Origin of the sequence: Megasphaera intestinihominis (genome assembly GCF_040096415.1) — a bacterium.
In the GTDB taxonomy this organism is placed as follows: domain Bacteria; phylum Bacillota; class Negativicutes; order Veillonellales; family Megasphaeraceae; genus Megasphaera; species Megasphaera intestinihominis.
The window spans coordinates 1-18,001 of sequence record NZ_JBBMEU010000044.1; the positions used below are offsets into that span (position 1 = coordinate 1).

The following is an 18,001-nucleotide window of genomic DNA, read 5'->3' on the forward strand; positions in this document are numbered from 1 at the left end:
CAGATGAGAAAGAACGGAAGATGAATGACAGGAATCTGGCAAAGATGGTATAATAATGAAAAAACGTGGAATGGTTTGGTGGTGATTGCATGGACACGAAAAAGTCATTGTTATCGGAAGAAGATATTAAACGTTGTTACATTACACCTGCTCTTGAACGCGTCTGGCCAGCCTGTGATATCCGTATGGAAAAGCCGATTACCGACGGCCGCGTGAATATCCGAGGCAATATGGAAATGCGTGAGCGCCCGAAGTTTGCCGATTATGTGCTTTATACACATGCAGGCTATCCGTTGGCCATTGTAGAAGCGAAAGATAACAAGCATAATGTTTCTTTTGGAATACAGCAGGCTAAGACCTATGCCCAGATGATGGATATTCAATTCGCCTACAGCTCCAATGGCGACGCTTTTGCAGAATATGATTTCTTGACCGGCGTCGAACGTGAATTTCCGCTAGATGAATTTCCTTCTCAGGAAATGTTGGCGGCAAGGCTCAAAGAGGAGGCCCATTTGACCCAGAAAGAAATCAAGGTCATTGAACAGCCTTTCTATGTGTCCGAAGATACGTATGCGCCGCGCTATTATCAGCAAGTCGCCGTCGACCGTGCCCTCGGTGCGATTGCCCGCGGGCAACAGCGCATCCTGCTCGTCATGGCAACGGGTACGGGCAAGACCTATACGGCTTTTCAGATTATCTATCGTCTGCGCAAAGCCGGGCTCAAAAAGAAAATACTCTATCTGGCAGACCGCAATATCCTTGTCGACCAGTCTATTCAGCAGGACTTCAGGCCCTTGGCTAATGTCATTCATAAAGTCAATTATGCCGCTGATGACCGGACGACTATTACGGCCTATGAAGTATATTTCTCCTTGTATCAGCAGCTTTTTGGAGAAAATGACGAAGAACGATTCCGCGAACTCTTTGACCCGGGCTTTTTTGACCTCATCGTCATCGACGAATGTCACCGTGGGTCTGCCAAAGCCGACGGCCGCTGGCGCCGAATCCTCGATTATTTCCAGGATGCGACGCAAATTGGCATGACGGCAACGCCAAAGGAAACGTCCTATGTATCCAATATTGATTATTTTGGCGAACCTGTATATACGTATAGTTTGAAACAAGGCATTGACGATGGGTTTCTCGCTCCATTCCGCGTCATCAACGTGCATCTGAACATTGGTGAAGGCTGGCGCCCGCGCAAGGGACAGCGTGATTTCTTCGGCAATGAGATTGAAGACCGCATATACAACAATACGGACTATGACTATCATATCGTTCTCGAAGACCGTATCCGTGAAGTAGCGGCTCACATTACCCAATACTTGCGGCAGACGGACCGCATGGCTAAGACCATCGTCTTCTGTGCCGATGAAGCAGCGGCAGAACGTATGCGTCAGGAACTCACCAAGCAGAATGCAGACATGATGAAACAGTACCCGAATTATGTCGTGCGTATCACCGGCAGCGATACCTATGGCAAAAACCAGCTCAGTTACTTTATTTCTGTTTCCTCGCCCGTACCGGTCATTGCGACGACGTCGCAGCTCCTTTCGACAGGTGTGGACTGTAAGATGGTCAAACTTATCGTTCTCGATGAAAACATTACCTCTATGACCATGTTCAAGCAGATTATCGGCCGGGGAACCCGCCTGCGCTATGACGAAGGTAAGCGGAGTTTTGTTATCATGGACTTCCGCGGTGTGACACGGCTCTTTGCGGATCCCGATTGGGATGGCCCAGTCATTGAGGACCCGGATTATGGAAAGGGTAAAGGGGGTACGACGACCGGGACGGGTGGCAGTGGTAACAGTGGTAATGGAGGAGGACCAAGTCCTAAGCCTTTTGTACGGGCTGACGGCTGCAAAGTCTATACCGTGCAGGAAACGGTTTCTGTTTATGATGCAGGCGGCAAACTCTTGAAGCAGGAAAATATCATCAACTATACGAAGGAAAACATTCTCGGCCAGTTCGGTGACCTCCATGCCTTTATCCAGCAGTGGAATTCGGCCAAAAAGAAACGGGCTATTGCCGATGCACTGGCCGTGCACGGTGTTGACCTGGATAAACTCAAACAGGCTATGAAGATGGATGATGTCGACGACTTTGACTTCATCTGTCACGTCGCATACGACCAAAAGCCCCTCACGCGCCGCGAACGGGCCGAAGGTGTCAAGAAACGGGACTTTCTGAGCCGTTACAGCGGTGCAGCTCGTGAAGTTCTTGAGACACTGCTCGACAGCTATATGAATCTCGGCATCAGGAATATCGAACAAATAGATATACTCAAGCTGAAAGATTTCCAGAAATTTGGTAAACCGGCACGTATTGCCAAACTCTTCAACGGCAAACAGGGCTATGAAGAAGCTGTGCGTGCCCTCGAAAATGAACTCTATAAGGCAGGTTAAATAAAGATGGCAACTAATTTAAGCGGACTCGTAAAAAAACTCCAGGACATCATGCGTAGCGACCCCGGCATCAACGGCGACGCCCAACGTATCGAGCAGATTATCTGGGCGCTCTTCCTCAAGGTTTACGATGCCAAGGAAGAGGACTGGGAAATGGACGAAGACGAGTATCATTCCGTTATCCCCGAAAAATACCGCTGGCAGAACTGGGCTCACGATGATGGTAAGGGAACCGTCCGCACCGGTGAAGAGCTGCTGGATTTCGTGACGGAACTCTTTACGGTTCTCAAGAATCTTCCCATTACCCCGGATATGCCGAAAAATAAAAAAATCGTCCGGACCATGTTCGAGGAAACGAACCAATACATGAAAGACGGCGTACTACTACGGCAAGTCATCAATGTCATCGACGGTATCGACTTGGAAAGCTATGAAAACATGCATGCCCTGGGGGACATTTATGAAACCATTCTCCGGGAATTGCAATCAGCCGGCCGGGCTGGCGAATTCTACACGCCACGGGCGGTAACCGATTTTATGGCGGAACGTATCGAACCGCATCTCGGCGAAGTCATGGCGGATTTTGCCTGCGGCACAGGGGGCTTCCTGGTCAGCTGGAAAAGCAGATTAAGACGCCCAAGGACCGCGAACTTTGGAATGATTCGGTCTATGGCATCGAAAAGAAGCAGTTCCCTTATATGCTGGCTATTACCAATCTCCTGCTCCACGACATCGACAATCCCAATATTGACCATGGCAACAGCCTGCTCCACGACGTCCTCGACTATATGGAAAAGGATAAATTCGATAAAATTCTCATGAATCCACCTTATGGCGGCAGTGAAAAGAAAGACGTCATGAGCCATTTCCCCGATGACCTCGCCGATAGTGAAACGGCGGACCTCTTCATGAGTGTCATCTTGTACCGTCTCAAGCAAGGGGGACGCGCTGCTGTCGTCCTGCCCGATGGCTTCCTTTTCGGCACAGATAATACGAAAGTCAATATCAAAAAGAAACTCATGGCCGAATGTGACCTGCATACCATCATCCGCCTGCCTGGCAGCGTTTTTGCACCCTACACTAGCATTACGACGAATATCTTGTTCTTTGACCGCACGCATCCGACGGAAAAAACCTGGTTCTACCGGCTGGATATGCCCGAAGGCTACAAGCACTTCAGCAAGACCAAGCCCATGCGGCTGGAACACTTTGAACCTGTCCGGGAATGGTGGGACGACCGCCGGGAAATCATAGAAGGCGACTTCCCCAAGGCCAAGTGCTATACGGCTGAAGAAATTGCCGATAATGGCTATAACCTCGACCTATGTGGTTTTCCCCATGAAGAGGAAGAAATCCTGGAACCGATGGAACTCATCCAACAGTATCAGACCCGGCGGGCAGCCCTGAACCAACAGATCGATACTATCCTCGCCCGCATTACGGCAAAATTGGAGGAAAACGAATGAACGCACAAGACTTAAAAAACAGCATCCTCCAGCGCGCTATTGAAGGCAAACTCGTGCCACAGCGAGCCGAAGAAGGTACGGCCAGAGACTTGTTGATAGAAATACGTGCCGAAAAGGAAAAGCTCATCAAAGCAAAGAAAATCAAGAAGACCAAGCCACTACCGGAAATAACGGATGATGAAAAGCCTTTCGATATTCCTGATAGCTGGGAGTGGGTGAGGTTAGGTAATGTTGGGAATCTTGTACGGGGGTCGGGAATTAAGCGAAGTGATATAATTTTATCTGGTAAACCTTGTATTCGTTATGGAGAACTTTATACGACTTATCGCACAAGGTTTTCATCTGCTGTTTCTCAAACTTCAAAAGATGTATTTTGTAAAAGCAAAAAAGTGCATCAAAATGATATATTAATGGCTTTAACTGGAGAAAATAAATGGGATATTGCTCTTGCTGTTGTTTACGAAGGAACAGATGAAATAGCAATGGGGGGAGATATGACGAAATGGGAATATCATGGAATGAATCCGATTTATCTTGCTATGGTAATTAATTCTCCATATGGTATTGCGTGTAAGCGGAACATGGCTACGGGGGATATCATTGTCCATATTTCAAATAATAAGCTTTCCGAAATTATGTTGCCCATTCCCCCTCTTGCCGAGCAGCAACGCATCGTAGCCCGAATAGAAGAACTGCAGCCCGATATCGATGCTTACGACAAAGCCCAGACTGAGCTGCGCACCATCGAACAGCATTTTCCTGACGATATGAAAAAAAGCCTTCTCCAATACGCCATTGAAGGAAAACTCGTGCCGCAGCGGAAGGAAGAAGGGACAGCCAGAGACTTGCTGGCAGAAATACGTGCCGAAAAAGAAAAGCTCATCAAAGCAAAGAAAATCAAGAAGACCAAGCCACTACCGGAAATAACGGATGATGAAAAGCCTTTCGATATTCCTGATAGCTGGGAATGGGTGCGATTTGAAGATATATTTGGGATAGCGAGAGGGGGCTCTCCACGGCCTATAAAGCAATTTTTGACACAGTCACCTGATGGCATAAATTGGATAAAGATAGGCGATACTGATATTGGAGATAAATATATCGTAAGTACAAAAGAAAAAATTATTCCTAAAGGCCTATCGAAATCAAGGCTCGTAGAAGTAGGAGATTTGCTGCTTACTAATTCAATGAGTTATGGTCGCCCTTATATTCTTAAAACTCGTGGCGCTATACATGATGGATGGTTAGTTCTTAGTCCTTACTTTGAGAAAATCAATAAAGAGTTTTTTTATTATATTATTTCAAGCCCATATGTACATAATCAATTTGCTAGAACTGTATCGGGAGCTGTTGTAAAAAATCTTAATAAAGATTTAATAAAGATAAGGTAAAGAAAATTTTTATTCCACTGCCTCCGCTTGCCGAGCAGCACCGCATCGTAGCCAGACTCGAAGAGATGTTGCCACTCTGCCAACAATTAGCTGCTGAACCAGAATAGGGCGTGAACTTTCAAAGCTCTTTTTCTATCAAACCGGACAAAGAAAAATCCAGAGAAAAAATAGACGGATTTTTCTTTAGTTCGTCAACAGCAGCTGTCTATGTAATCAGAGGTTCTGTCAATGGTTGGAAGAGGTAGTTAACATCAATTTCAGGCCATCGATTCGTGGCCTTGCCAACCAGAGCATGCTAATTGTTTGTAGGAGTGCGTTCGTACCTTTTCGACCTGTCAGATTATGACTGCAGGGAATGGCGGATGTTATGAAAACCGTTCTTCAGCAATGCAAAATATGGGCAGATAATTTTGAAAAATAATGTCAATAATAAGGAGGATAAAAATGGAAAATCAAACAGAATCGGTAGTCTGGGGAATTCATTCCCAAGATGACAGCTTATTTTTAGATAAAAGTATCATTGGTATTGGTTGGACAAAGATGGGCGATTTGAGTAAAATCGGGTCGACACGAGAAAATTTTAAGGAAAAAGTCCAAGAAGTTTACCCCGATATTAAGAAGGGAGCTATTCCTAATTGGGCAGGGATTATGTATCGGTTTGTTGTAGAAATGAAAAAAGGGGATTATATCGTTTTTCCATCAAAAGCAGATCGGAAGATTAATCTGGGAATTATTGAAAGCGATTATATGTATGATGAACTGGCACCCCTTTATCCGAATATCCGTAAGGTGAAATGGCTAAAGCATTATCCGCGCAGGACGTTTAGTCAGGGGGCTCTATATGAAGTAGGTTCTCTTATGACTCTTTTTACAATAAAAAACTATGCCAACGAATATTTAGGTAGTCTGGATAAAAAGTTTTCGCCCAAGATGGTAGAAAATACAGAAGATGAAACAGTTGGTGTAACGGCTGAAGATATCATGAATAATACCCGGGATTATATGCTCAAAGAAATCAGCCGCCAATTTAAAGGATATGATTTAGAAAATTTTGTAGCTAGCTTACTCAATGCTATGGGATACAGAACGACAGTTTCCCCGCATGGGGGTGACAGCGGCATTGATATTATTGCCTATAAAGATGAATTGCCGCCACGTATCGCCGTTCAAGTAAAAAGTCAAGATGGAGATATAAAAGAAACGACAATTCAATCTTTAAAAGGGGCCATGATGCCAGGCGATTATGGACTTTTTGTTTCCCTATCCGATTACACGAAAAGTGCTAAAAAGTTTTTGAAGGCTAATCCGATTATTAGAGGCATTAATGGGATAGAACTAGTGAATTTAGTCTTGAAATACTATGAAGGGTTGGATGAAATATACCAGCGTGCCATCCCATTAAAAAAGGTGTATATCCCTGTAGCAAAAGGGGAAGATAAAGTATAAGTTTTCGCATAGACTGTATTGAAATTTGATATCATTAATCCGGATAATCCATTGGAGCCAGAATTAAATATATTATAATAAATATGTGAGGTGATACGTATGAATAGAATGGGCTTTTGGGTAAGGCGAGGCGTTTCTGGTATTATTGCCATGGTTAGAGCTTCGGATCACTATAATGATAGAGCCTATAACTGGGAAACAGGGGAATTTGAAGATTGTCCTCCAGTATATGCATTAGGAATGTCTGATGATTGGGATAAGGAAGATGAGATTGATGTTCTCCATGAATTAGGGAAAGAGGATTGGTAGCATTGGGGGAAAAACTTTCTTTAGCAGCTGAAGTGGCTGAAAAATATCACGCCGGTATGACTGATAAGGCGGGAAAACCTTATATGTGCCATTTAACGTCGGTTTCTAACGCTGTACTGCCTTTGGGAGAAGACTATGCTGTAGTCGGTATGTTGCATGATACCTTAGAGGATACGGAGATGACGAAGGAAACTCTTTCTTCATTATTCGGGAAAGAGGTAGCCGATGCCGTTTCTCTTTTGACCCATGATGATAAGGTACCCTATCTGGACTATGTACGGGGAGTTAAAAAATCTGGTAATCCATTAGCGATTGCTGTCAAGAAGGCTGATTTAAGAAATAATATGGATTTAACCCGTCTGCCGAACGTAACAGACAAGGATTTGAAACGGGTGGAAAAATATAAAAAAGCCTATGCGATTCTGACAGGGGATGAAGTCTGATAATGACCGTAGAAGATATAAAAAGCGCGGATATAGAATCTCTGGAAGAGTGGTTTGAAGATGGCACCTGGAAAAGTTTTCCTGAAGATGCTCAAAGAGAATTACTAGCCAGAATATCTGATTATAGGGTACGCAATTCGGGTGAATGGGATACTCCTATTGAAGAAGTGTTTAAAACGCCCAAGGTTCAGAAGATGATCAGGGAAGGCTTTTTTGATGATATGGAAGAATACTTGATAGACCCTAAAGAATAAACTGCAAATGTGACCGGTCATCCTTGTCGGCCATTCTAAATCTTCAAATCCGATTCTGCATAGAGTGCCGCATAGCCAGCCAGGGCGATGCGGCCTTTTTCTATGTGGCAATAGAGTTCGCCTCCCCGTTTCGAGGCCTGGTAGGCGACGAGGTCGGTTTTGCCGAGTTTGGCTGCCATGACGGGGATGATGTGGCAATGGCCGCTGCCGCAGACCGGGCCTTCCGGGACGGCGAGTTTCGGCGCAAAGGACCGGCTGACCGTGTCGTATTTGCTGCCTTTGGCCGTGATGTTGCAGAGCAGGCCGTCGAGCTGTTTGAGTTTGGCCATGTCAGGCTGGCAGTGGATGACGTCTCCTTCGTCGGCCAGGACGCAGACCAGGTCGCGGGCGAGGTAGGCTTTGACGGGGCGGACGCCCAGGGCTTCTTCCATGGCGTCTGTGACCGGGACGGGTTTCATGTCATAGGCCGGGAAATCCATGGAGAAGCGGGCGCCGTCACGGGTGACGATCAGTTCGCCGCTGAGGGTCTGGAAGACGTAGCGGCTGGCGTCGGGTTCGACGAAATGGGCCAGGACATAAGCCGTCCCCAGGGTCGCATGGCCGCAGAGGTCGATTTCACCGCCCGGCGTAAACCAGCGCAGGTGCCAGCGATCGCCTTCTTTGACGGTAAAGGCCGTTTCGGATAAACTGTTTTCTATGGCAATGTGCTGCATCAGTTCGTCAGGCAGCCACTGGCCCAGGACGCAGACGGCGGCCGGGTTTCCTTTGAAGATTTCCTTGGTAAAAGCGTCGACAATGTAACATTTCATAGGACAGACCTCCTTTTTAGTCATCGTATCACAGCTTGACTGGACGGGCAATGAGGGGCATGGTATAATTTTACTCAGAAGAATTTTACTCAGAAACTTTTTAGTCAAAATGTTCTGTGTAAAAATGTTTTTAGTTTGTAGTTTGCAGAAAAAGGGCTTATCGCACACGCGATAAGCCCTTTTATTATTTATACTTTCTTGACCTTGCAGGCTACGGTGTAGATGACGGCACACATGACTAAGTAGGCAACGATGCCGAGGTAGGTGGCTCCCGGCGTGACGACCCAGTCTTTGAGGAACCAGTCGATGCCGCCGATGTGCAGGACGGCGCTGATGAGGCTGCCGATGGCGCCGCCGGCGACGAAGCCCGAAGCGACGGTGCTGCCTTCACTGAGGCGCAGGGCGTTGAGGGCATCGTCTTTGCTGCTGTGGGAGACGAAGTACGATACGAGGCCGCCGATGAGGACAGGCGTGTTGATTTCCATGGGCAGGTAGGCGCCGAGGGCAAAGGCCAGGGGCGGGACCTTCATCATCCACAGGAGGAAGGCGAAGAAGGCGCCGGCCATGTACAGCGGCCAGGGAGCGGCACCGCCGTCCATCATGGGTTTGACGATGGCTGCCATGGCGTTGGCCTGCGGCGCTGCCAGGGCGCCCGGTCCCGTGTAGCCGTAGGCGTGGTCGAGGAGGAAGATGACGCCGACAGCGATGAAGCTGGAGACGATGATGGACAGGATCTGCCACTGCTGCATCTTCTTCGGCGTTGCCCCGGTCAGGTAGGCGACTTTCAGTTCCGACATGAAGTTGCCGGCTACGGCCAGGGTCGAGCAGAGGAAGGCGGCCATGAGCAGGATGGCGATGATACCGGAGCTGCCGCTCATGCCGGCATTGCCCATGAAGACGGCCGAGACGATGATCATGAAGATGGTCATGCCCGAAACGGGTTCGTTCCCCGTAAAGGCGATGGAGCTGATGCCGACGACGGAGAGGAGGAACGAGAAGATGAGGATGATTGCCCCGGCCAGCAGGGTCTGGGTGATGTTCTGCGAGCAGGTGACGTGGAAGAAGAGCGTGAACAGGGCGCACATGGCCAGGGTTCCCGTGACAATCTGGCTCATGGGCAGGTCCTGCTGGGTCCGCAGGAGGCCGGCCGACGAAGCCGGGCCCGACGTGAACAGGTCCGAAGCGGCCCGGCGGATGACCCGGCCGACGACGCCGGACATGGAGACCAGGCCGATGATGCCGGCCATGGCCAGCATGCCGATGCCGATGTGACGGACGTACTGCGAGAAGACGGCGTCGATCGGCGCATCGGCCAGGAGGACGGCCTGGCCGTGGAGGGTCATGACGTGTTCGCCGCCGAGGTAGTAGACGACGGGGATGCAGACGAACCACGAGAAGAACGAGCCCGCTGCGATGATAGCCGCGTAGCGCAGGCCCGTGAAGTAGCCGATGCCCAGGAGGGCGGCGTCGTTATCCAGGCTGAAAGCCAGCTTGTATTTCGCCGCCGCGGCCTGGCCCCAGGAGAAGGTCAGCGTCGACAGTACTTCCTGCCACCAGCCCAGGGTGTTGAGGACGAAGTCATAGGCCATGGCCAGGAGACCGCTGAAGACCATGACATGGGCCTTGGAACCGCCGTTGCAGCTGAGGACTTCGGCAGCGGCCCGGCCGGACGGGAAGGGGTAAGCCGCATCCATTTCTTCACAGAAGTAGCGGCGGAACGTCGTCGCCAGGAGGACGCCCAGGACGCCGCCGAGGACGATGGGGATGACCATTTCCGTATAGGTCAGCTGGCTGTTGAGCTGCAAGATGAACAGGGCCGGCAGGATGAACATGACGCCGCCGATGATGTTGGTCCCGGCACTGGCGATGGCCTGGATGTGGACCGTTTCCGGGAAGGCATTCTTGCGCTTGAAGAGGACGGCCATGCCCATGGCCAGGACGGAGACGGGCGCAAAGGCATCGACGGTCTGGCCGATTTTCAGGCAGAGATAGCCGACGGCCAGGGAGAAGAGGGCGGCGAAGAACAGCCCCCAGCCGACGACATAAGCATTGATTTCAACGTAATTCTGGTCCGGAGACATGGGCGGATCATAAGGGCGCCGCTCCGGATGGGATTCAGACATGATAAAAACCTCCTAATAAAAACCTCCTAAAAGTATAAAGATTAGCTGGAAAATCAAACGATTAACCTGTTTAATACTATTTAATTTTAAAAGAATAGCCTAGGGCTGTCAATGGGAAGATACGTTAGATATAGATTCTGTAAATAAAAATAATTATCCGTTGATAAATTGTTGAATATGGAGTATAATAGGTGACATAAGAAGACGAAAAAAGGAGGCTTACTTATGAATATTGTAGTTTTGGTAAAGCAGGTTCCTGCGATTTCGGATATTGAAATCGCCAAAGACAACAACTTGGTCCGTGTCGGCGCTCCGTCGATGCTCAACCCGGTTGATAAACACGCCATCGAAGCGGCCGTAGCCGTCAAGGATGCCATCGGTGGTACGGTGACGATCCTGACCATGGGCAACGCCCTGGCTGGTGAAATGATGCGTGATGGCATTGCTATCGGTGCCGATAAAGGTGTCCTCGTCTCGGACGAACGCATGGCTGGCTCCGATACGCTGGCAACAGGCCTGGTATTGGCCAAGGCCATTGAAAAATTGGGCGGTGCCGACCTGGTCTTCACGGGCAAGCGCTCGACGGATGGCGATACGGGGCAGATCCCGCCGGCTATTGCCCAGCGTTTGGGTATGGCCCTCATTTCCTATGCCAATTCGGTCAGTGTCGACGGCACGACGGTAACGGCTACGCGCCTAAACCACGACGGCATTGAAACGGTACAGGCTCAGCTCCCGGCTGTCGTCTCGGTTACGGAAAAGAGCAATACGCCGCGTTCTCCGAAGATCCGCGGCAAGATGGCTGCCAAAAAAGCCGTCTTCGATGTCTGGAAAGTGGAAGACCTGGGCCTCGATGCAGCAAGTGTCGGGAAATCTGGTTCGGCGACGAAAGTCACGGAACTCTTCGCACCGGAACCGAATCCGGTCGGCGTCATGATCGAAGGCGCTACGCCGGCAGACGCTGCGGCTAATCTCGTCAAAGAACTGACTGCCAAGAACTTGCTGTAAGGAGGGCTGAATTATGGAATTGAAACAGAATATCTGCGTATATATAGAAATCGCCGGCGGTGCCCTGAGCCCGCTGAGCATCGAATTGTTGGGTAAAGCCCGTCAGCTGGCCGATGCCAAGAGCAAACAGGTCGTCGCCTTCGTCGCCGGTGCCGATACGGCCAAAGCCAGCCAGGAAGCCATTTCCTATGGCGCTGATGCCGTCGTCGCTGTCGAAGACAGTGCCCTGGCTGCCTACGATTCCGTCTTGTACACCAAAGCTATCGCCGCTTTGGCTGAAAAATATGAACCCAGCGTCATCCTCATCGGCGGTTCGCCCGATGGCCGTGACCTCGGCGGCCGCCTGTCGGCTCAGCTCGGCGTCGGCCTGGTCGCAGACTGCACGGACGTCCGCTTTGAAGGCGATGACGATACGCTGACCTGGATCCGTCCGGCTTATACGGGCAAGCTCTTCGTCAAGATCCAGACGACGACGCGCCCCCAGCTGGCTACCATCAGCGACAAGATTTTCCACGGCACGCCGGCTGACCCGGCCCGGAAAGGCGAAATCATCAAAGAAAGCGTCGACTTCGCCGGTGCTGCTCCGTCCGTCAAAGTGACGAACTTTGAACCGGTCGAAAAAGAAGCGGAAGAACTGACCATCACGACAGCCGATATCGTCGTCGGTGCCGGCCGCGGCGTCCAGACTGAAGACGGCATGAAAGCCGTTCAGGCCTTTGCCCAGCGTATCGGCGCAGCCTTCGGCGTATCCAAGCCTCTCGTCGACAAAGAATGGGCTCCCTATGAATGGCAGATCGGCATTACAGGCAAGAAAATCGCCCCGAAGATTTACATCGCCCTGGGCATTTCCGGCGCCATCCAGCACAAACTCGGCATCCAGGACGCCGGCCTCATCATTGCCGTCAACAAAGACCCGGATGCACCGATCTTCAAATTCGCTCACTACGGCATCGTAGGCGACCTCTTTGAAGTCATGCCGGAACTGGAAAAACAAATTAAAAAGATCCGTGGCTAGAAAATAGTTTGTAGTACGGAGTTTGTAGTTTTTAGTGAAAACCTTTAAATTTAAAACCATCCGCTAACTGCTAAAAAAGGTGCTGTCTTCATGCGACAGCGCCTTTTTTATGTTATAATACCCTTATCATATACGAAAATGTTGTGAAAAAATACGGAGGTGGTTCCATGGATTCTTTTGCTGCCCGCCAGGCCTGCCGCGACGGCCGCTATGACGAGGTACTGGCTATGTATGGCAAGGCGGCACCGGACCGGTCTTGGACGTGTTGGGATTATTATTACTATGCCTATGCCCTGCGCAAGACGAAGCAGTACAAGAAGGGGCGGGAAATCGCCCGGGCCGGCATGATCGCCTTCCCCGATTTCATCAATCTCCACGGGATTTACTGCTGGTGCCTCTATTATTTATATATCCAGAAATTCGATGAACGGACGCAGGCACCGGAGGATTTCCGCCGCGCCGTCGACGCCATCTTGAAATACAGTCAGCAAGGGCCGTATACGCCGTATGCCCTGGCCGTGTGGCGCATGGTCGATGTCCTCAAGAACCAGCCCGGTCAGGCCGGACTGATGGGGTCCTACTTGTGCCGCCTCGACCCGGACCAGCTGCCGGACCAGGAGAAGACCGTGACTTTGAAGGGGCGGGAACGGGTCATTGCCTCGGACCGGGAACGCTGGTATTCCCTCATGAGCCGCATCCTGGTCAAGGAAGAGAAGTACGACGACTGCATCACCTTGTGCCGGCAGGCCCTGAACTATTTCCCTCAGCTCCATCATGACAACGACATCTGGTTTTCTTACCGCATCGCCCTCTGCCTGCTGCGCCAGGGCCGCGTCGGGGAAGGGCGGCAGCGCCTGGAGAACCTGCTGAAGTACAAGCAGCACTGGATTCTTTTCCGGGGCCTGTTCTTTGCCGCCCAGGCCGAGGGCGACAGCGCGGCCATGCGCCGCTATGGGGCGTCGGCCTTCCTGGCTGGCGGCGAGTTCAAGGCCAAGGTCAATTTCATGGTCCAGTTCGCCCAGGCTTTGGAGAATATGGGCGGTTATGAGAAGATGGCCTATTTCCATTACCTCCTGGCCAAACGGGTCCGCATGGACCAGCATTGGAAGGTCAAGGCCGAACTCCTGGCCAAGACCGACAGCTATGCTTTTCCCGAACCGGACCGGCAGGAGCTGATGGACGGGCTTCATGGATTCTGGATGGACGAGAAGCATGCCGGCCAGACGCGCCACAAGGGGACCATCGAAAAAATCCTGCCCGGCAGCAAGGCCGGCTTCCTGCGGGAATACGGCGGCAATCAGTATTATTTCCGTACCGCTTCGCTGTACCGCGTCCGCCCGGAGGAAGGGGAGAAGGTCACGTTCTATGTAGAGGACTTCTTTGAGACAGGGAAAGAAAAACCGGCTCATCGCGCCGTGGACATCGAACCGGTTTTGCTATATGATAAGAAGTGAATTTACTAGAGAAAGTGAGTGGCACTCATGATTTTATCAGGCAAGGAAATTGTCAAGCATTTAGGTAAGGAAATCATCATTGAACCTTTCCATCCGGAACGGGTCAATCCCAATAGCTATAACCTGTCTTTGTACAATGAACTGATGGTCTATGACCACCAAGAACTGGATATGGCCAAGCCCAATCCGGCATCGACCATTTATATCCCCAAGTCGGGCTACGTCTTGCAGCCTAACAAGCTCTATCTGGGCCGGACCAATGAATATACCCGGACTGACGGCTATATCCCCATGCTCGAAGGCCGGTCGTCCGTCGGCCGCCTGGGCGTCTTCATCCACGTCACGGCTGGCTTCGGCGACGTCGGTTTTGCCGGTTACTGGACGCTGGAAATCTTCTGTGTCCAGCCCATCCGCATCTATCCGAACGTGGAAATCTGCCAGATATACTATCATGATATCGACGGCGAATACGATACGTATCAGCACGGCAAGTACCAGAACAATACGGGCATCCAGCCCAGTATGCTCTGGAAAGACTTTGAAAAGATGAAATAAAGGGAAGTGTCTTCATGAAAGAAATAGATATGTTAGCCATGGCCCGGACGAACGGTTTCCGCCTGGGCAATGCCCAGGACCGCCAGGGCGGCACGGGCTGCACGGTCCTCGTGTTCCCGGAAAGTGCGCCCTGTGCTGTCGACGTCCGCGGCGGCGGCCCGGCCAGCCGGGAATCGGAACTGCTCAGTCCTATGGCGGCTGCGTCGGGCATCCACGCCATCCTGCTCAGCGGCGGCAGTGCCTTTGGCCTCAATGCCTCGACTGGCGTCATGCAGTATTTGGAAGAACAGCACATCGGCTTCGATACGCGCATCTGCAAGGTGCCCCTCGTCGTCGAATCGTGTATCTATGATCTGGGCTGCGGCGACAACGTCCGCCCTGACGCCGCCATGGGCTATGCGGCCTGCCAGGCGTCGGAAAGTGGGGACTTCCGCCAAGGCTGTTACGGTGCCGGTACGGGGGCGACGGTCGGCAAGCTCTGCGGCCCGGACTATATGATGAAATCCGGCCTCGGCGCCTATGCTGTCCAGGTCGGCGACCTTCAGGTCGGTGCCGTCGTCGCCGTCAATGCCGTCGGCGATGTCCTCGACGAAAACGGCCAGATTCTGGCCGGTATGCGCAGCCGCGATGGCCAGGGTTTTGCCGATACGCGGCGGGTCATGCTCGAAGAAGCCGGCCAGACGCCGACCCTCTTTTCCCAGCGCGCCGTCGGGACGACGACCAATACGACTATCGGTGCCGTCGTCACCAATGGGCAGTTCGACAAGGCCCAGCTGAAAAAAATCGCCGCCCTCGGCAGCAACGGCCTTGTCCGGACCATCCGTCCCGTCAATACGACGGCGGACGGCGATTCTCTCTATGCCGCCAGTGTCGGCAGCGTTTCGGCCGAATTGAGCCTGACCGGGACCATCGCCGCCTACGTCGTCGAACAGGCCATCCGCCGCGCCGTCCGCCAGGCCGAAAGTATGTACGGCGTGCCGGCGTACCAGTAAAAGGGTAGCCCCTTACGCCAGGCCGGGTTTGTCCTGCCGGTTGTAGTATAGAGTTTGTAGTTTGTAGTGGGGGTATAACTGCGAACTGCGACCTGCGGCCTGCGAACCAGGGATTCCCGCAGGCCATTAATAACGAAATGAGGAACTAAATTATGTACGATTACGTCATCGTCGGCAGCGGCCTCTTTGGCTGTGTCTTTGCCCACGAGATGCATCAGGCCGGCCAACAGTGCCTGGTCCTGGAACGTCGGGGCCATATCGGCGGCAATGTCTATTGTGAAGAGAAGGACGGCATCCATATCCATCGCTATGGTGCCCACATTTTCCATACGTCGGACCGCCGGGTCTGGGACTATGTCAATCAGTTCGTCGAATTCAATCATTTTATCAATGCGCCCATTGCCAATTATAAAGGCGAACTGTACAATCTGCCTTTCAATATGAATACCTTTGCCAAGATGTGGGGCATCATCACGCCGGAACAGGCGGCGGCCAAGATCGAAGGCCAGCGCCGGGCGGCAGGGATTACGGAGCCTAAGAATCTGGAAGAACAGGCCATTTCCCTCATCGGCACGGATATTTATACAAAATTAATCAAAGGCTATACGGAAAAGCAGTGGGGCCGGAGCTGTACGGATTTGCCGGCGTTCATCATCAAGCGCCTGCCCGTGCGTTACACCTTCGACAATAATTATTTCGACGACTGCTGGCAGGGCATCCCCAAAGGGGGCTACAATGTCCTCATCGACGCCCTCCTGGAAGGCATCGAAGTGCGGACTGGCGTCGATTATAATCGCGAACGGGCGTCGTACCTGGATATAGCCCGTAAAGTCGTCTATACCGGTCCCATTGACGAGTATTTCGGCTACCGCCTGGGCCATCTGGCCTATCGGGGCCTGCGTTTTGAAACGGAACGTTATAACGAGGTCAACCATCAAGGTGTGGCCGTCATGAACTATACCGACCGGGAAACGCCGTATACGCGGACGATTGAACACAAGCATTTTGAATTTGGCAGGCAGCCTGTGACGTATGTCACCAAGGAATACCCGGCTGAATGGCAGGCCGGCGAAGAAGCCTATTATCCTGTCAACGATGCGGTGAACCAGAATTTATACCATAAATATGCGGCCTTAGCCCGCCATGAACGCAATGTTATATTCGGCGGCCGCCTGGCAGAATATACGTATTACGATATGGACGATGTCATCGCCGGCGCCCTGGCTGCTGTAGAAAAGGAAGGATACCATGCAGAAACGAATTCGTAAGGCCGTCATCCCGGCGGCAGGCTATGGGACGCGCTTTTTGCCGGTCACCAAGGCCATCCCTAAGGAAATGATCCCCATTGTCGACAAACCGGTCATCCAGTACATCGTCGAAGAAGCCCTGCAGAGCGGCATCGAAGAAATCCTCATCATCACGGGCCACGGCAAGCGGGCCATTGAAGACCATTTCGATACCAATATCGACCTGGAGCTGCAGCTGCGCCAGCAGGGGAAGGACCAGCTGCTGCATCTGGTCCAGGACATTTCGTCCATCAATATCCATTATATCCGTCAGAAGCACATGCGCGGCCTGGGCGATGCCATCCGCTGTGCCGAATCGTTCATCGATAACGAGCCCTTTGCCGTCCTCTTGGGCGACGACGTCGTCTACAATCCTGAGCAGCCGGCGCTGAAACAGATGATGGATGCCTTCAGCCGCCTGGGGGCTACTATGCTCGGCTGTCAGGAAGTGCCGCAGGAACTGGTATCGCGCTACGGCATCGTCCAGGGGCAGTCGACGGACGACGACCGCGTCGTCAAGCTCATCGACATGGTCGAAAAGCCGGCTGTCGACGAAGCGCCGAGCCGCCTGGCCGCGCTGGGCCGCTATATCCTGACGCCGGATATCTTTGAAATCCTGCGCCGCGTCCAGCCTGGCAAGGGCGGGGAAATCCAGCTCACCGACGCCCTGCGCCTCATGGCCGACCGGGAAGCGGTCTACGCCTACACCTTCAGCGGCCGCAGCTACGACACGGGCAATAAACTGGGCTTTTTGAAAGCCACCGTCGAATACGCCCTGCGCCGGGACGACCTGGGCGAAGCCTTCCGGGAATACCTGCGTCATAGCCTTCCCGAATAGGGATTAAAAAAAACCTCTCAGTCAGCTGCGCTGACAGCTCCCCTATCAGGGGAGCTACGAGCGGGCCGCCCGCCACGGCTGTCCGTTCTGGCAGCGGTCCTGCGCCTTCCGTTGGTCGGCGCCTGACGGGCCAGAATGGCTTGAGACGGCCCATGCGGATTATGCCTCCCATAATAGGGGAGGTGGCCGTAAGGCCGGAGAGGT

General features: G+C 51.9%; 16 protein-coding genes and 1 pseudogene. 15 read left to right on the forward strand and 2 right to left on the reverse strand.

The window, feature by feature from the left end:
* The first annotated feature begins 89 nt into the window (after window positions 1–89).
* From hsdR to WMO23_RS07905, 8 genes and pseudogenes are all read left to right on the forward strand, one after another.
* Window positions 90–2,408 carry an EcoAI/FtnUII family type I restriction enzme subunit R gene (gene hsdR, locus WMO23_RS07875; protein WP_349173716.1) on the forward strand — a complete coding sequence of 773 codons (2,319 nt, stop codon included), beginning with the start codon at window positions 90–92 and terminating at the stop codon, window positions 2,406–2,408.
* Between the two features lie 51 nt (window positions 2,409–2,459).
* Window positions 2,460–3,874: pseudogene (locus WMO23_RS07880) on the forward strand (class I SAM-dependent DNA methyltransferase).
* The gene (locus WMO23_RS07885; protein WP_349173718.1) at window positions 3,871–5,265 is read left to right on the forward strand and encodes a restriction endonuclease subunit S; all 1,395 of its coding nucleotides are present in this window, start codon (window positions 3,871–3,873) and stop codon (window positions 5,263–5,265) included. The pseudogene WMO23_RS07880 and the gene WMO23_RS07885 overlap by 4 nt, the downstream one beginning before the upstream one ends.
* 17 nt (window positions 5,266–5,282) lie before the next feature.
* Window positions 5,283–5,372: a hypothetical protein gene (locus WMO23_RS11505; RefSeq protein ID WP_353963262.1), complete on the forward strand. Its 90-nt coding sequence runs from the start codon at window positions 5,283–5,285 to the stop codon at window positions 5,370–5,372.
* Window positions 5,373–5,709: 337 nt separating this feature from the next.
* Window positions 5,710–6,711, forward strand: a complete 1,002-nt coding sequence (locus WMO23_RS07890) for a restriction endonuclease (protein WP_349173720.1) — start codon at window positions 5,710–5,712, stop codon at window positions 6,709–6,711.
* A 99-nt stretch (window positions 6,712–6,810) separates the two neighbouring features.
* Window positions 6,811–7,020, forward strand: a complete 210-nt coding sequence (locus tag WMO23_RS07895) for a hypothetical protein (protein ID WP_349173721.1) — start codon at window positions 6,811–6,813, stop codon at window positions 7,018–7,020.
* Complete coding sequence (locus tag WMO23_RS07900; protein WP_349173723.1) at window positions 7,014–7,463, forward strand: HD domain-containing protein; 450 nt, start codon at window positions 7,014–7,016, stop codon at window positions 7,461–7,463. Before WMO23_RS07895 ends, WMO23_RS07900 begins: the two co-directional genes overlap by 7 nt.
* A gap of 2 nt (window positions 7,464–7,465) precedes the next feature.
* Window positions 7,466–7,717, forward strand: a complete 252-nt coding sequence (locus tag WMO23_RS07905; RefSeq protein ID WP_349173725.1) for a hypothetical protein — start codon at window positions 7,466–7,468, stop codon at window positions 7,715–7,717.
* A 35-nt stretch (window positions 7,718–7,752) separates the two neighbouring features.
* On the opposite strand, the gene WMO23_RS07910 is transcribed toward WMO23_RS07905, so the two are convergent.
* On the reverse strand, window positions 7,753–8,526 hold the full coding sequence (locus tag WMO23_RS07910; RefSeq protein WP_349173726.1) for a PhzF family phenazine biosynthesis protein: 774 nt from the start codon (window positions 8,524–8,526) through the stop codon (window positions 7,753–7,755).
* Between the two features lie 188 nt (window positions 8,527–8,714).
* Entirely contained in the window at window positions 8,715–10,649 is a 1,935-nt protein-coding gene (locus tag WMO23_RS07915) for an OPT family oligopeptide transporter (protein ID WP_292281538.1), read from the reverse strand.
* Between the two features lie 225 nt (window positions 10,650–10,874).
* On the opposite strand from WMO23_RS07915, the gene WMO23_RS07920 reads away from it, so the two are divergent.
* The 7 genes from WMO23_RS07920 to galU all read left to right on the forward strand — a co-directional run bounded on the left by WMO23_RS07920 (window position 10,875) and on the right by galU (window position 17,797).
* Window positions 10,875–11,657 carry an electron transfer flavoprotein subunit beta/FixA family protein gene (locus tag WMO23_RS07920; RefSeq protein WP_020311376.1) on the forward strand — a complete coding sequence of 261 codons (783 nt, stop codon included), beginning with the start codon at window positions 10,875–10,877 and terminating at the stop codon, window positions 11,655–11,657.
* Between the two features lie 13 nt (window positions 11,658–11,670).
* The gene (locus WMO23_RS07925; protein ID WP_292298722.1) at window positions 11,671–12,672 is read left to right on the forward strand and encodes an electron transfer flavoprotein subunit alpha/FixB family protein; all 1,002 of its coding nucleotides are present in this window, start codon (window positions 11,671–11,673) and stop codon (window positions 12,670–12,672) included.
* 167 nt (window positions 12,673–12,839) lie between these two features.
* On the forward strand, window positions 12,840–14,126 hold the full coding sequence (locus WMO23_RS07930; RefSeq protein WP_292281543.1) for a tetratricopeptide repeat protein: 1,287 nt from the start codon (window positions 12,840–12,842) through the stop codon (window positions 14,124–14,126).
* A 27-nt stretch (window positions 14,127–14,153) separates the two neighbouring features.
* Window positions 14,154–14,681, forward strand: coding sequence for a dCTP deaminase (gene dcd / locus WMO23_RS07935; RefSeq protein WP_020311379.1), 528 nt, complete (start codon window positions 14,154–14,156; stop codon window positions 14,679–14,681).
* Window positions 14,682–14,695: 14 nt separating this feature from the next.
* The gene (locus tag WMO23_RS07940) at window positions 14,696–15,673 is read left to right on the forward strand and encodes a P1 family peptidase (protein WP_020311380.1); all 978 of its coding nucleotides are present in this window, start codon (window positions 14,696–14,698) and stop codon (window positions 15,671–15,673) included.
* A gap of 152 nt (window positions 15,674–15,825) precedes the next feature.
* The gene (gene glf / locus WMO23_RS07945; RefSeq protein WP_349173730.1) at window positions 15,826–16,941 is read left to right on the forward strand and encodes a UDP-galactopyranose mutase; all 1,116 of its coding nucleotides are present in this window, start codon (window positions 15,826–15,828) and stop codon (window positions 16,939–16,941) included.
* The gene (galU, locus tag WMO23_RS07950; RefSeq protein WP_302491225.1) at window positions 16,922–17,797 is read left to right on the forward strand and encodes a UTP--glucose-1-phosphate uridylyltransferase GalU; all 876 of its coding nucleotides are present in this window, start codon (window positions 16,922–16,924) and stop codon (window positions 17,795–17,797) included. The genes glf and galU overlap by 20 nt, the downstream gene beginning before the upstream one ends.
* Window positions 17,798–18,001: the final 204 nt, after the last annotated feature.